Annotated in this window: 8 protein-coding genes; 3 read left to right on the forward strand and 5 right to left on the reverse strand. The window is 53.8% G+C overall.

Going from position 1 to position 15,327, the window contains the following annotated elements:
• Window positions 1–3 precede the first annotated feature (3 nt).
• Window positions 4–2,559, forward strand: a complete 2,556-nt coding sequence (locus TU80_RS29165; RefSeq protein WP_235000081.1) for a chromosome partitioning protein ParA — start codon at window positions 4–6, stop codon at window positions 2,557–2,559.
• A complete protein-coding gene (locus TU80_RS29170; RefSeq protein WP_232243872.1) occupies window positions 2,495–5,923 on the forward strand; it encodes a DNA-binding protein in 3,429 nt (1,142 codons plus the stop codon). The genes TU80_RS29165 and TU80_RS29170 overlap by 65 nt, the downstream gene beginning before the upstream one ends.
• Before the next feature lie 147 nt (window positions 5,924–6,070).
• Here TU80_RS29170 and TU80_RS29175 read toward each other — a convergent pair whose 3' ends face one another.
• The 5 genes from TU80_RS29175 to TU80_RS29190 are packed head-to-tail and all read right to left on the reverse strand — an operon-like array spanning window position 6,071 to window position 12,703.
• The gene (locus tag TU80_RS29175) at window positions 6,071–6,241 is read right to left on the reverse strand and encodes a hypothetical protein (protein WP_156422921.1); all 171 of its coding nucleotides are present in this window, start codon (window positions 6,239–6,241) and stop codon (window positions 6,071–6,073) included.
• A 35-nt stretch (window positions 6,242–6,276) separates the two neighbouring features.
• Entirely contained in the window at window positions 6,277–6,555 is a 279-nt protein-coding gene (locus TU80_RS32885; RefSeq protein ID WP_134939717.1) for a hypothetical protein, read from the reverse strand.
• 42 nt (window positions 6,556–6,597) lie between these two features.
• Window positions 6,598–9,384, reverse strand: a complete 2,787-nt coding sequence (locus TU80_RS29180) for a DEAD/DEAH box helicase (RefSeq protein WP_057005994.1) — start codon at window positions 9,382–9,384, stop codon at window positions 6,598–6,600.
• Complete coding sequence (locus TU80_RS29185) at window positions 9,381–11,324, reverse strand: phospholipase D-like domain-containing protein (protein ID WP_057005995.1); 1,944 nt, start codon at window positions 11,322–11,324, stop codon at window positions 9,381–9,383. The genes TU80_RS29180 and TU80_RS29185 overlap by 4 nt, the downstream gene beginning before the upstream one ends.
• Window positions 11,321–12,703 carry a hypothetical protein gene (locus TU80_RS29190; RefSeq protein ID WP_057005996.1) on the reverse strand — a complete coding sequence of 461 codons (1,383 nt, stop codon included), beginning with the start codon at window positions 12,701–12,703 and terminating at the stop codon, window positions 11,321–11,323. The genes TU80_RS29185 and TU80_RS29190 overlap by 4 nt, the downstream gene beginning before the upstream one ends.
• A 1,126-nt stretch (window positions 12,704–13,829) precedes the next feature.
• On the opposite strand from TU80_RS29190, the gene TU80_RS29195 reads away from it, so the two are divergent.
• Window positions 13,830–15,284 (forward strand): tyrosine-type recombinase/integrase, encoded by a 1,455-nt coding sequence (locus TU80_RS29195; RefSeq protein ID WP_057005997.1) that lies wholly within the window; start codon window positions 13,830–13,832, stop codon window positions 15,282–15,284.
• Window positions 15,285–15,327: the final 43 nt, after the last annotated feature.

Raw genomic sequence — 15,327 nt, forward strand, 5'->3', positions numbered from 1 at the left:
GGAATGGAACACGCTGGCGAATTGGAAGATGCCATGAAGCAGGATGCAACTAACCATGCGGTGCGCGAAACCGACATAGCACTTCGGGAGCAGGTTCTCGCTGAGCTGGAACGATCCATGTCTGAACGCGAACAGCGCATTGTCGAAGAAAGTCGTGCGGTTGAAGAAAAAAAGACCCAGCTCACCCAGCGTGAACAAGCGCTTATCGGCGACGAACAGAAGCGCGAAGCGGGCTTCGCCGACGAGCGTGCCATCCTGAATGCCGAACTGCGCGATAAACGCTTCGATACCGAGCGCGAGATTGCAAACAGCCGCGAGCAGAAGCTTGCCGCCCTTGACGATGAAGTTGCCAGGCTAAGAGCCAAGCGCCTGGCAGATATTTCCAGCGCTGAAAACATCGAGCGCGATCGCATCCGTGCCGATATATCCAGAGAGCGCGAAGCATGGGACAAGCGCAAGGACGACGCACGACAACTGCTGGACGCTGAACACACCGAACTTGCAAGGCAAAAAGGAGCGCTGTCGGCCCTGCAAAGCGAAATCGAGGGGCGAAAACTGGAGCTTGAAAACTCCGAGCGGGCTTTGGAGCGCAAGGATCAGCGGCTGGAGCAGCAATCGCAGAGGCGTATTGAGCAACTTGATGAAGAACTCGGTTTCCGCCTGGAAGAAGCACGTAAATCACTGGATGCGCAAAAACAGTCGTATGTGGAGGAAAACAACCGCCTGCGGCAAAGCCTTGCAGCACAAACCGGCCTGCTAGGCGCATTTGAGCAGTTGAAGCGGCAACTCGGGGGCAAAGAACCGGTCGAGATCCTGCGCGACCTGAACAGTCAAACCGATGAGCTGAAGCGCCTGCGTGAAGAACTGGCGATGCGGCCCACCGAAGAGATGCGCGAACGACATCAGGCACTTGAGCTGGAAACCAAACATCAGAAGGCCCGTGCAGACGAGTTTTCACGGCAATTAGAAAACAATAGAGTCGCTGTCGCGGAAGTTGGCGATTTACGCTACAAAAATTCCGAACTTGGCGCGGCAATTAAGTCTCTGACGCAGAAGGCTTCTATCTTTGAGGGAGCGGCCAACGAGGCACAAGCCGAACTCAACCGCCTGCGTGCTGCTTATGAACGTCCCGCTGAAGTCGAGGCACGGCACAGGGAAATCGAGATTCCGCACTTCAGCGCGGAAAAAGCCAAGCCGCCAGTCAAAGCCGAAATCGACGAAACGACATGGCTCACGGGTATTGCCGGCGCCTGCAGTACATACGGCTTGCACTTCAGTCCCCGTATCCTGAAAGCGTTCCATACAGCGCTCAAAACGGCCGAATGGTCCCCACTTACCGTTCTCTCGGGCGTTTCTGGCACAGGTAAATCCGAACTTCCTCGCCTCTACTCACACTTCGGCGGTATTTTTTTCGAGCCGCTTTCAGTCCAGCCGAACTGGGACTCACAGGAGTCCATGCTTGGCTTCTTCAATTCGATCGACAACAAATTCGACGCCCAGGCGGTGTTGCATTTTCTAGCGCAAAGCCAGAAACACTGGAGTGATGATTATCCGGGCTTGTCCGATGCAGTCTGCCTCGTTCTTCTTGACGAGATGAACCTTGCCCACCCTGAACTGTATTTTGCCGAATTCCTGAGCAAGCTTGAGTTGCGGCGAGGCAGGAAAGGCGAAGATGTACCATTTCTGCCCGTAAAAGTTGGTGCTGGAATGCAACCCTACAAGCTCCCACTCGGCCGTAATGTCCTGTGGGCAGGAACGATGAACCAAGATGAAACAACCAAGTCACTCTCCGACAAGGTCATCGATCGCTCCATCATTATTAATTTCCCGCGCCCTACCGAACTTAAACGTCGCCTGAAACTCATGCCACTTGATGACACCAACCGTGGCCCTGCATTACATAAAGCATCCTGGCAAAGCTGGTTGGTTCAGGGCAGCAGCTTCTCGGAGGAAGAAATCAAGCCATTCAAAGAGTTCATTGAAACAATGAATGGCGCGCTGTCGGTTTCTGGCCGGGCGCTTGGCCACCGAGTCTGGCAGTCCATTGAATATTACATGGCAAACTACCCGGATGTTCGGGCTGCTCAGAGGGCAAAGGACAAGAACCTGTTGGCGAAAGCAATGCATATCGCTTTTGAAGATCAACTGGTGCAAAAGGTCATGCCCAAGCTTCGCGGCATCGATACACGAGGCAAAAGTCAGACTGAATGCCTCGACAAAATCAGAGGCCAGATTGTTACAGGCATTGGCGGCCATAGTTTCAATCTTTCCGAAGACTTCGATCTTGCCTGCGAACTGGGCTACGGCCAGTTCATCTGGCAGTCAGCAAACTATTTGAACAGTGCCGACACAAAAATGGCAGTTCTCAGTACCGAGGCGCTTGTAAACACGACCTCTGACAATGACGAAGAACCCCATCCGTTATTTCAAATAAACGAGCAGGACCAGAATAAACGCCAAAAAGCATGGAACATGAAGCCCGCTAATAAACGGAATGAACTACGCAAGCAACTGGAACAAAATGCGAGGGCTGGAAAAATTGTCGACCATGATATCTGACCCTTCCCAATGGGTGAAAATCAAGCTGCCTGATCTCTATGCCAACTACCGAGGCGTTGGAGAATATAGTGACGTAGCGCGGATATTGTTCGAGCAATCAGACTGGTTTTGCTGTGCCGTCGACTTTGATCCCAAAAGCGGACAGGCGTTGCCTCAATCGCTATCCTCAGTGCTTTCGAAGATTGCCAGGTACGCGTCACCAGAATCAGGCGCACTGGTACGCGACCGACTCTGGCGCATCACTGAACATAGTCGCGCTTCAGTAGAGCGGCTTTTCCGTGCACTTAACGAAACGCCACGCCGCGAACAGGCGTTGCTGCCTGTTCACGCAGTGCGCGAACTCGATGCCACCAGTTTCATCAAGCTTAGCAATCGCCCGGGACGCAATATCCGGGAAAAGCTCGCAGGGAACCCTTATCTGCAGGCCGTCCGCAGGTTCCAGTCCGTCGACCTGCCGGAGAACCGCCTTCTAAAAGCGTTTGTTGTTCGCCTTGCGCAACTGCTCGAGTTACGCAGAGATTGCCTCGGTCACGAGGACAACTTGCTCCCAACGATCCAAATGTGGCTGCGCTGCGGCGAAGCGCGGAATATTGCGCGATGGGACAACCTGCCGCCTAACAACACACTCCTTTCGCATCGTGATTACAGACGCGTATGGGATGCTTGGCGCTGGCTGTCTACTCTGGATGACGACACCGCTGGTGACCTGTCAAAACTGAAGGAGCGCAACCAGACGCTTCGCACCTGGACCACATACGCGAAAATGTGGACCGAAGGAGCGCACCGCTTCGCGGACATGCCCATTTTTTTCGATTTCGAAACATTCAAAATTCGTCCGTGGCTGCCAAATGTTGCGGTTCAGCAAACGCCAGAAAAAATCCATCGAAACGTTGGCGTCCAAGTAATCTCCACCCCGGTTTGCGTGGATCTCACCCTGTTGCGTCCACGCTATGCCGCTGCGACAACCGCCAAATCCCTGCCCGATACTTTCCTTTGGCAACAGTGGAAAAACGATGACGATGCAGTGGCTATCGAACTCTTCAACGCCGATGCCGCCTACCATCATCCCCATGCGTCAACGCTGTCCGTTCCAGACCTTTTTTTCTCCAAAACCACCTCCGAGCACCTGGACCGTGCCGCACGCGCATTTGCCTCCAGGCTACACGCCGTGTTCAGGAGCAATACGCTTGTCTGGTTGGTTCCCGACGCACTCAACGACTTCGAACTCGATGTCGTGCGCCGCAATCTCAACGCTCGCTTCCCGGACGCTGAACCCCTCCCCCGCAGCGTTGCTGCCGCCTTTGAACGAGTTGATTACTCAAAAGTAAAAGATGGTTTCCCCATCGTGGTCATTGATACCGTAGGCGGCATAACGTGTGTCACCAAACTTCTTGCCAAGTTCGACCCGGACATTAAAAGAAGCCTGCCCGAAACGGGTGGCTTTTATTGGGAACGGCACCCCCCGATAGTCATCGCAAGCGCAGAATCGGAGATACCTGAACAAAAAAATTCAGATATTGCTTCCGTTGACACGCAAGGGAAGTGGTGCGATGCGACTCGAGCAGTGAGACCACCTGTCATTGACGCATCGACCCTGAAACGTGATTCACGCATAGGGCCATTTGCATTCGCGATCAACTTGACGGAAAGCCCGGTGATCGGAGGCATTCGCCTCCATAATCTGCAACAACGCGCCGGAGCAATTGCACTCTGGCGCGACCAGGTTCCCGAGCTATCGATCAAAGTACTGAAAGATGGACGCCACCAGCGCTTCTATCTAGTGTCGCGGGGTACAACCGTCAAACCGATTCGTGGCCGGCCGGTCATCATCCACGTTGGCGAAGATTTCACGCTTCCGGCCGGAAAACCGTTCTATCAGTTTCCGCTTTTCCTGGGTGAGAGTTCCGAAGATCTCGGTTACTCGGCCCGCCTCGACTCCACCGCATTTCCATTGAGAGAAAACACCGTTTGCAAACTTCACCTAACCTTTGAATACGGTGCAGACGACCCCTACAAACTACTCTTCATCCCCCACGACGACACTTTCCAACCGGTTCGTGCCACATGGCAGCGTACGGAAGAGGTCAGCATCACTGATGACGCTCCTGCTCCGGAGTACCCTGCTCCCATAACATGGGCGGACTTGCGCCGCGTGCCAAAACCCGACAGCAATGAGACATCTGATTTACCTAAATGGGTAACAAGCGTAATCGGCCGACTAGACCAGGATTTTTACATCCGCCCCAAAGCCAGGACGATCGGCGTAATAAAAATGGATTGGTGTCTTGATAAAAAAGGAGGGCATTTCACCTTTGCCGATAGGGACACCACCGAGGGTCAGGTCTTTATTCATCAGAATAATTTCATTTACGGACTGAATCATGCTGACTTTACCCAAGGAGATAGCATTTCATTTGAACTTCAAGAAAAAGATGGAAAACACTACGGTCGTAAAGTGGCCGCGCGAAACCATACAGAAACAGAGCGCCTGAAGGATTTCGACGAAGCGTCAACCAGAAGCGTGGTCAAAAAAATACGCAGCGGACTCTATTATCCTGTCATACAAATCTGGCGCGACGGACGTTCGATCGACGACCCGGAATGTCCGAAAGAGTTTTCCGAGCCAACCCGAGACGATATCCGGTATCTCGTTGCGTTACTGAATGAAAGCGCAATTCCAGAGCCGATAAAAAACGAAATATTTTTTTTAATGTGTAGCATGGGCAAGGACGCACCCGACGAGTGTGTTCAGTGGATAAACGAACAGGTCGCCAAGGAAAATGTTATCAACCCACGAGCACTTGGTTTTACGCTGGGCAGTGTCTCCGAACCGTGGCAGAAACAATTATTGTCGAAGCTTATGGAGCGCCCCACGGAAAGCGCTCTCCGGGCTTTTGCTTATGCGGTCTGGCGAGACCAGCACTTCATTGAGAAGTTTGATTTGGCACAGCTCAGGTCAATTCTTGATTTGCTGAGCGCGAAGCTGAGTCAGATCAGATCGTGCCCAGCAAGGAAAGGCGAAAATGACAAACGGGTTACCGTCAACTGGACTCGCGCTACAGCAGAATTACTCGAACTTCTACTGGGTTTGCTTCGTGCTCGTGATTCCTCAGACGCTGAAATCAAGATGCTCCTTCAGCCGCATCAGAGGATTACCAAGGAACTGGCTAATAAGGTCGAACGGGTGACGGAGTTAGTCGCGCAGTCAAAGGTCTGTCTCTTTTCCCGGGTGCAGATCAACATCGAGAAGCCCGACGGCGACCATACCCCTGACCTGCTTTTCGCCCTGCGGCTCTATCTCACTGGCGACGATGGCGCAAACGCGATCCACATCACCAGCATTTCCGATAACCTTGAGGAATGAGCAACAGGAACCCGACATCAAGTGCCTCCGCCTCACCCGCCCCGGCAAGACTTAACTTCATACACGGAGTGGCGTCTACCGTAGGTTCATTTGAGTCATGCACATGAAAAGAGTTGTGCCTGAGTTACCCCGCAGGCACCACTCCCCCTACGCGGGAAGATGCTTGCGGGTTCCAAAATAACCGGCAACGTCCGGAATGAGCTCCGCCGCTTCGCTGTCCGCTGGAATCCCCTGCTGAATCTCACCTCTCGCCGCCTTCCTCAGGTCAACGGCAAACACTGGATCAACAACGGCATCAACCTCGCGTTTACGCGCCATGAGTATTTCGATCTGCTGGCGCTCCAACGTGTCGCTTAATATGGATAGTGGACTTCCAGCCGCAGTGGCGCTTCCGCGCCGTTGCCCGCCTGTATCAGACGGCGTTCTATCTGCTGAAATAGCGGTTGATCCGGCCAATGCGCTGTTCCAGATCGCCAGGCGTCCACGCCATAGTACATGGCCCGATCACAGAAGAGGTGCAGATTAACGACTTCGCGAATGGTATCGGTGCCAATCATGACGTAAGGCAATCCGGGAGTATTGAATTGCTGGATCGGACGTTTATGACCTTGGCTGTTACCGGTAATACCCACGACCGGATCCAGCTGATGCAGGAAATCGAAGTCTTCACTGGGTCAGTTTTCGGTCAGCGGCAACACCCCGAGGATAGATTCGAAATAAGGCTCATAGTTTTTGGACAGATCGCCCTGCGCAAAACTGGCGCCGTAGGGGTCATTGATTAACGTCTGCCCTCGACCAACCGGCGTCTGCAAGAACTCCTTCCACTCCTGCGTATTGTCCAAACGCATCTGCTTGTCAAAATTGGCCTGAACGCAGGCATCCATTTGTTTTTCAACTTGGTGTTTGCGCGCGATGAACGAAGCGACCTGATCCTCATCAACCGACCCCTGCAGGAAGGGATAATGAATGCTCAGATCGGTATTGCCGGCGTGTTTCAAACGCTGGTTGACGCAACCGAACAAACGATCAAGGCGCCCGACCCGCTGCTCATTGTCACCGGGTGACCCAGCCAGCCCGTAGTGATGAATCTGATGACACTGCATGTGCAGATTGACTCCCTCCTGGAGCACAGAAGTAGACACCAGCACATTGGGATAGAACGGACTGTTGAAGCCAAGGATCAACCGCTGCCGACTATTACTATTCTCTCCACTGGCATACAAGCCCGGACTGGTCAGACCTTTAAGGCTTCGCCACTCCTGATCCCAGCGATTGAGACCGTGATCAATGATTTTGCCGCACAGCTGATCGAAGGTTTCAAGCGCAGCAATGAAGTAGCGCAGCATCAACGACCCCTCAATTCTGCCGCTCACCCACTGATAAAAACTCCGGTAACTGCTATGCACATTCCTGTCGCGCCTACCGCGTCGGAACTCAACAAACCACCCATAAAGTTCGACAATCACCGGACTCGCATGCAGGAAGCCAGCTTTGAGATAATTTCCAAAGTTTTCCGCAACAGCCTTATCCGACTCTGCCCAACACCTGAGCTTTTGTCGAAGCAAATCGGGTAACCTGGGTACCAGCAGCGACCAAACGCTAAACATGGGTTGATCAAACTTGCCGTCCGGCTGCACACGATCACCGATAGCTAACTTGAGCTGTGCCTGATTGCCCCAGTGTTGAAAACGAGCAAATTTAGCTGCATTTGCATAGTCAGCCCTCTTCGCATCTATCTGGGTGTAATAGCCTCCATAACCAGCCTCCTGGTAGTCAGATGCTGGCTCCAGAAACAGTGAAAATACACTCTCCGACTTGCTGAAGCGCAAACGTGAATTTACACAATCGGTTTGGCCACCCAGCTCCCTCTTAACCACAAACAGTTCAGCAATGCGAGATGCCAGCTGGCCGCTATCCTCCTCACTGTCCTCGTCGTCGCCAACGACTTCTGCAGCCTCGTCCATGACAAACGCATGATCAAGTCCGGAGATGAGCTGGTCATAAGACGCCCGCGACCAGCCCGTCTTCCGCCAAACATCCACCCGAGGGTCATTTAAGGGTATGCCCCATGCCTGAATAATTATGCCTGCCAGTAGCTCGTCATAACGCTCATTGACCCGCTGAGTCAGTTCGCGGACCGAGGGAATACGTCGCACAAAAATCAGATGCTTATGGTCATGCAGCATCTTATCCTGGCCATACAGGCCCTCGGGCACACACTGATCAATCAGCGCGCCGTATTTGGGGTGGTCGGGAAAAGTACCAAACTGTTTGCGGTAATCACCCGTAAGCTCGCGTAAAAGCTCTGTATCGCTGGCCGTGGAAAAGTCCTCAGCGGCTTTGTCCACAATCTCTGTAACCTCGCCGCCATCGCTGCTCTGAGCCAAAGCTGGGAGATGGCCCATCGACTCAAAGCCCTCAAGGTAGCCATACATAAGGCTCTTGTTTTCTTTCTGCTTGCGCAGATCCGCCACCAGCCTTTTCTGATACAGCGCGAAGAACATCTCCGCATTCGGCCGTCCCTCAAAGCCAGCAGGTATGGCTTTCTCATGCCGATAGTGGCGTTTACTGTACAATCCCCCAGCCCCTTCCATCAGCCGCAGTCGTCGAAGAGCAAACTTCTCCAACAATGCTTTGGTTCTAGCCGAACCACTGAGCACTGCCAGCTCGCCTTCTGGATCAATCTCAGTGAAGTAGCTGAGAATACTCTGCACATCGATCAACCGAGAGTGGCTCGGAGTTGCCGTCAGCAGCAAATTCTTCGCACCCAGTCGGCTACCTTCGGCACCAAAAAGTGCGCGCGCAGCACTGACCCGCTGGGAGCCACCATTCAGGTTTCGCAGGTAATGCGCCTCATCTACGATGATCAGATCGAAGCCGGACTCACCCAGCGCGCTTTTGAGCCGCTGATGAATAATCCCAGCCGCAACTCTGGCCGCACCAGCTCCGTCAGACTTGTCCTTTTTCTCCACCAGTCCACTGAGGGAATGAATGGTCGTCAGGTACAAATGCCCGAGTCCCCGCTCAACTGCATTCACCAGCTTGTCCAGTCGATAACATTCTTGCACCGAGGGCACCGGTCCACCGTCCACACTGCTTTTCACACTGTGGTCGGCCTCGCGGTAATGCTCGCGCACAAAAGTTTCGAATTCCCGTCGCCAATGCCGACAAATATCCCGGCCTGGGGCCATGACCAGCACACGCGCATCGGGCTTCAACTTCCACAACAAAGCCGCCACACCAAGCGCCTGAAAAGTCTTACCCATGCCGACCTCATCGGCCAGCAGTGCAACGCCATTGGCAGCAAGCAAGTTCCACAGGTAAGCCACGCCTTCGGTTTGTTTGGCCGCCATCGATTCACGATTATCCGGCGCGTAATGCCAAGCGGTGTTATTGCGCTCAAAGTTGATCCAGTGCGAGACACGCTGCGGGTCTAGCCCGCCCCAGGTTGGCGAACTCATTGTGTGCCCCACTTGCCACTGATTACCTGATATGCCTGCTGCAAGCGCTGACGATAGGCATCGTTGGCGCCGGCCGGTAATGCAGGCTCCGCAACAAACAATGCCCGCCATCGCGACAGAGGCACGGACTGCTCATTTTTGGGTAAGCGTTGACGAATACGAGCAGCCAACTCACATAGGCCATTAACTTCCTGAGCCAGAAACCAGCTGAACACATTGGCACCGTTTTTTTCGATACGTTCAGCGGCTTTCCCTACCAACTCCTCCAGGCAGCCCGGCCGACTAAAAACCCAGCGTTCGAGCGTACGAATTTGCTCAATCTCATGAAGTCGCGCGGCATACTGGTAGCTGGCAGAAAACAGCCGGAAGTAGCTGATCTCGCCTGGATCTCCCACGGCTTGCATCGTATTGCTCCCATCCCAGGTCGCCCCGTCCAAAAGCAGCTCGCCGCTCTCGGTTTCTCGCACCCGGTAGCTTGCATCTTCCAGCGAAGGTTCGTTACCGGCATACGTCATGGCATCAAACAGACTTTTCAAATCATCGTACTGTTGGGCGCGTCGATGCTGCGTGTGGGTTTCGATCAGCATGCCAACGTGGCAAAGCTTGTCCCCCCTAAACACTCTGAAGCAGTGGTCGGTGAGTAGCGCGCGCACTGTACCTATGGGCAGATCAGAGATCTGGAGGGCTTTTTTCTGCGGCATCCAGTGCAGAGGAAGTGGCTTTTCATGGTCAGGCAAGCGCAGGGTAAAATCCTGCTCCGGCGAGCAAGCTGCATGCCACTGGCCTTTAAAACAGTAGGTCTGGCTGGCCCAGTCAAACGTTACGGCAATATCAAACGGCAGGGGTTCAGGCACCACAAGCGCCTCGGCTGCCAATTGTTCATCCGTAGCAAACAGGCCGTCATGTGCATCCAGCACCTTACCCAACAGCGGATCAATCGGACTGTTGTCAGCAATAATAAAGCCCGCTTCGATGTTGTTGTGGCGCCCGTCAGCCTGCCCGCCGACTCGTGCATTGGCCCCCGCATGGGTAAAGTTCCAGGAACCGATCGCCAGGTGCCTGGAAGTCTTCCAGAGTTTGGCGTGGCACATGGACATCCGCTCATCCAGCGCGCGCGGGTTCTGGCACAGAATCAGTTCTTTATCCTTGAACAGTTGCCCCAGCGCGTCACTCCACTGGGTCCGCAGGTACTGCCCATCCACTCGGTCTGCCACCAAGCAGACCTTCAGCTGGGGCTGGTTGAAGTTCTGTTTCAGATCACGAATAAACCCTGCAAGGTCTTTGGGAAAATACGGCGACCACACCGCCAGACGCTGCAACGATTTACCACCGAATAGTTGGCTGATGAATGCCTCACTCTGGAAGCTGTGGCAGAAATGCACGGGAGACTCGCTTCGAGCAAAAGCTCTACGTATTTCCAAGGGGCACTCCTCGCCCACATTGGCAAAAACGACCTGAAAAAACGCTTTCAACGACTGGTAAAGCGCCAGGGTTTCCACCGATACAAAATGAAAGACTTCCTGATTGCGCCCCCAGCCACTGAGCGTCAGGTTGGCACTGCCCGCCCCCAACACGCGGCCATATTCCCCCTCCAGATAAATCACTTTGGCATGGAAAAGGCTGTCTTCGTTGATCCCCAGGCGAGTCAGCTCAACCTTGTTGCCCGGCGATACTCCATATACCGGTATCGAAGTGCGCTTGTTCTGATCGGCACCAATAAAGCGCCGATCGCAAAACACCCGAAAGTCAATGCCGCTATCATTCAGCACCAACTGCAAGGCCTCATAATCCATACGCGTGCGTGGGATCTCTGCCCCCAGTACTGTGGGCAGCACGTAGGTTTCAATAAATTCGATATCAATATTGAAGCTTGTCAGCCACACCCGCTTCAGCTTGCCGCAGACTTTGATCTGTTCGGCAAAGGCATTCAGCAGCTTCATGGTTGCCCCCCCCGATAACCCGCTACCAGATTTCGGAACTGCGGGATGTAATAATTATTCACCCAACGCCCGACTGGCCATTTTTCAGCGGTCGGTAAAGTCGTAGTGCGGGCATTAACTTTAATCCGCTCAAAATCCTGCGCTTGCACCCAAGGCAGCTGCCCACGACCACGCATCACCCCTGCGTGATAATCGAGCAACCCGCGCAATTGCTCGGCAAAACTTCCTGTACGGGACAGCTTCAGTAAATATCCCAGGCGTTTTTGGCCGGTGCCGGTCAACACGGAAGTCAGCGACGGCAGTTCTTCTATCTGGCAAGCAGCGGTTGCCAGGGTATTGGCATTACGACCAAGCGCCTGCCAGTGGGCCTCGATCTGCGAAATACTCTGATTCTTGGCATGACGCGCCAAGGTAAACATCAAATCGGCTTCCGCCAGCAGAGGCTCCAGAGTTTGTACGTGAAGCAGTTTTCGCTGCTCCACTGGATCGCAACAGTGCTGACGACTCAAAGAAAACAATTGTTGTATGGGCAAAGGTAACTCGGGCGACTGCTGCGCCTGTTTATCGAGCACACTCAACAGAGCACCCGCAGCGCCGTTAGCCAAGCCGGTAATATCCAGCCAGAAATCACGGGTATCCGCACCCACTTGGCTTGGGCTTGGTAGCGCCTTGCGGTAGGCATCCAGCAGGCTGGCCGGCAAGTCATCGAAGGCGAACGTAGACTTGCGCCGATAGCCTTGCAGCAACTCCATCAGATGCGCCTTGGCTTCCTTGTACAAATCTGCCAGTCGTTCACAGCCTTGGATCAGCAGGTGGCTTTTGTCCCACAGCTTGGCCGCTTCGGGCTGATGGTGGTAGTTGTAGGTCGCGTTGAAAAAGCCCATTTCCATAAAGGGGGTCTTGTAACGCCCACTCACGCCTAGCCCCAACTGGCGGACGAGCAGGTAGCCTGCTTTTTTGTGGGTAAATTGAAGCTTTGGATTGCCTTGTGCCTCTAGCCGGGCACGGGCCTTACTGGCCCCCAGAATACCCAGGCTTTCCACCCCTGCATTGGCAGGTGCAGCGACCATTGCATAGGTAAAAAGGTTTTCCAGGTAGACCAAACAAGCTTGACGTAACGCCAGACTGTGTTTATCGCCTACCTCTTCGACCAGCGCCTTGCTGGGTTGCACGGCATCGTCGTCGCACAAGTCGCGAATCAACGTATGGTGCAGCAGGTTGAGGGTGTAATTGCGCACGTCGTTGGAAATGGAATTGACCCGGTTGCGGAAGATCTGCTGGCCAAAGGCCGACCAGATCACCAGCACACCTAGAGGGTCGATATAGCTGTCGCCGCTCAGCTCGTCATCGTATTCAGTCAGAAACCGGTTTAACTGCATTGCATTCCCTTGTTTGAAGCTGGCCCGTTATATCCCCCTAATCCCGTCAAGAAAATTTTCCAGCGCATCTCAAGCGGAGCCACTTGAGTGATGTGGGGTAAGCGACTTGAGCCTTCGGCTCAACACGAACGATGGGATGAAATATCTTCGATATACCAAAGGCGTAAAGCTGCCACGGCCACCATGACTATACGCGGAGCCATTAGCTGAGCAGTCCTGGCGTCATCCAAAAATTTTAATAATGTCGAAAAATCCACATTTCAGCCTTCAAGTTAGCTTTTATGAGCTATCAACGCTTACGCAGGAAGAAACGCAGGACATCCCGGCAAGCTTGTTCCAACGATGTTTTTTAGGAATGTCTGGATGCCTGATCCTTAAGCAGGATGCTAAGGATATGCAGCGTAGAGATGGGCGCTCAGAGAAGAAACGTCATCCTTGCGAGGCAAATATCCATTCATGCCCTTTTGCCAGCACGATACGCTTCATCCCTCCGTACGGCAAAGCCATATGCGAACGTCAGCCGACCAAACGTGTTGCTTAGTTAAGCACATGAAAACGACAATCCGACTCTGAGGATCCTCATGCCCAGGGCGCGAATCACGCGAAGTCGAGCTCAGCCCCCATTCGACATCTCTCGAACACTTCTGTCTGCGCACTCAGCCCTATCAGTCCAAGCGAGAGTATTGTTCGCGATTATCAGAGCAACGATTAACTGATCAAGAACGGACAGCTCTGCGTAAACGTGCGTTCGGCCTGAAGGTCTGACTGGACGCATTGACGTGCTGCTTGTGCCTTCCGGGACAAACTCTGGCCTTTGTATCAGCCAAAGATTCCACCCAGAGCCAGTCGTTTTGTAGGGGTAAAAACGACCAAACATAAAAAAGGGTCGCGAGATATAATCTCGCAACCCTTTGAATTATATGGTCGGGACGGAGTGATTCGAACACTCGACCCCTAGCACCCCATCTCCTTTTTCATACTTCTTGAAAGACTCCGAAATTTCACTCTGGATTTTTATAAGCTAGTATTTACTTGAGCTCCAGCGGTGTTCTGCTCTACGAGAGTCCAGCAACGTCCATCAAGAGCCGACGTTTTTGTGGGGGTAAAAGTAGGGGGAGTCCATTTCATGGCCAAAATCACCATCAAAGAACTCGAGTCGCTGACCGCCAATGATGCCGGCCGGATCCTCCGGGAGGATGGCAATCTCGCGGGTCGAATTTCCCTGCGTAAGGACGGCGTGTCGGTCAGCTTTTTCTATCGCTATCGGTGGGGCGACCAGAACAAAGAATACGCCTGCGGGTCCTGGCCACGCAAATCCCTGACGGACATCCGCAAGGCCCGCAACCAGGCTAGGGCGCTCATCGATGAGCAGATCAATCCCAACGAGCAGAAGAAAACCGTCAAGGCACAGGCATACGCCGCAGCTAACGTAGAGGCCGAACAAGTAAAAACGTCGAAGGCGCTAACGCTGACCGTCCAGGATCTGGCCAAGGCGTGGCTGGTGGATGGCGTCGCGCGCAAAGACGGCAACGCCGAGTTACAGCGTCGTTTTAACAAGGACTTATTACCGGCACTTGGCAAGACAGCGGTGAGCAGTGTGTCCGAACACGATGTTCGGGCGCTGATCCGCACCGTGGTCAACCGCGGCGCTCACCGGCAAGCCATCAGCTTCTTCGCCGACCTCACTCAGATGTTCAGCTGGGCCAGAAAGCGTCAGCCCTGGCGGGCCTTATTGATCGAGGGCGATCCAACTGAGCTGGTCGACATCTCCCCATTGATCCCTGCCAACTACGAAGCGGAAAGAAGCCGCATCCTTTCCCCGGCTGAGCTGTTGGAATTGCACAACCGCTTCCAGCAAATGACCGCCGATTACGACGCCCTCCCCGCGGGCCAAAAATACGACGGCATTCGACCGCTAAAGAAGGAAACACAGCTTGCGCTCTGGATCAGCCTGGGCACGCTATGCCGAATTGGCGAGTTGCTGCAGGCCGAATGGAAAAATGTCGATCTAGACCAGCAGACCTGGTTCCTCCCCAGCGAAAATGTCAAAGGCACCCGTGGCAAAAAACAAGACCACCATGTCTTCCTCTCCCCCTTCGCCCTGCATTTCTTTGAGGAACTCAAAATCCTGACGGGAGACTCGCAATGGTGCTTTCCGAACAAGCTGGATGATGGGCATGTAGACGTGAAAGTGGTAAGCAAACAGGTGGGTGATCGCCAGGCTCGGTTCAAAAACCGTAAAGCTCTCTCCAGACGGTGCCATGACGATACCCTGGTCCTTGCCGACGGCCAAAACGGCGACTGGACTCCGCATGACCTGCGCCGTACCGGGGCGACCATGATGCAAGCCTTAGGCGTTAGCCTGGATGTCATTGATCGCTGCCAAAATCATGTACTGGCCGGCTCTCGGGTGAGACGCCACTACTTGCATCACGACTACGCCAACGAGAAGAAAAACGCCTGGAACCTGCTGGGCGATCGACTCAGTGCGGTGCTGTCCTCGACCTACGAGCACACGCCAAACGAGTCGAAGTTGTCTTTTCCAGCGTACACGACGAAAGAGCCCCGGACATCCTCATAGGGCTGTTTCACCCTGCGTTCACCGGAATTTAACGTCCCCATGC

This window comes from Pseudomonas veronii, assembly GCF_001439695.1.
Lineage (GTDB): Bacteria > Pseudomonadota > Gammaproteobacteria > Pseudomonadales > Pseudomonadaceae > Aquipseudomonas > Aquipseudomonas veronii.

Excerpts from the sequence above, each read along its gene's own strand:
- TU80_RS29165 (WP_235000081.1), top strand. The coding sequence starts at position 4 with ATGGAACACGCTGGCGAATTGGAAGATGCCATGAAGCAGGATGCAACT.
- TU80_RS29170 (WP_232243872.1), top strand. The coding sequence starts at position 2,495 with ATGAACTACGCAAGCAACTGGAACAAAATGCGAGGGCTGGAAAAATTG.
- TU80_RS29175 (WP_156422921.1), bottom strand. The coding sequence starts at position 6,241 with ATGGCGCGTAAACGCGAGGTTGATGCCGTTGTTGATCCAGTGTTTGCC.
- TU80_RS29180 (WP_057005994.1), bottom strand. The coding sequence starts at position 9,384 with ATGAGTTCGCCAACCTGGGGCGGGCTAGACCCGCAGCGTGTCTCGCAC.
- TU80_RS29185 (WP_057005995.1), bottom strand. The coding sequence starts at position 11,324 with ATGAAGCTGCTGAATGCCTTTGCCGAACAGATCAAAGTCTGCGGCAAG.
- TU80_RS29190 (WP_057005996.1), bottom strand. The coding sequence starts at position 12,703 with ATGCAGTTAAACCGGTTTCTGACTGAATACGATGACGAGCTGAGCGGC.
- TU80_RS29195 (WP_057005997.1), top strand. The coding sequence starts at position 13,830 with ATGGCCAAAATCACCATCAAAGAACTCGAGTCGCTGACCGCCAATGAT.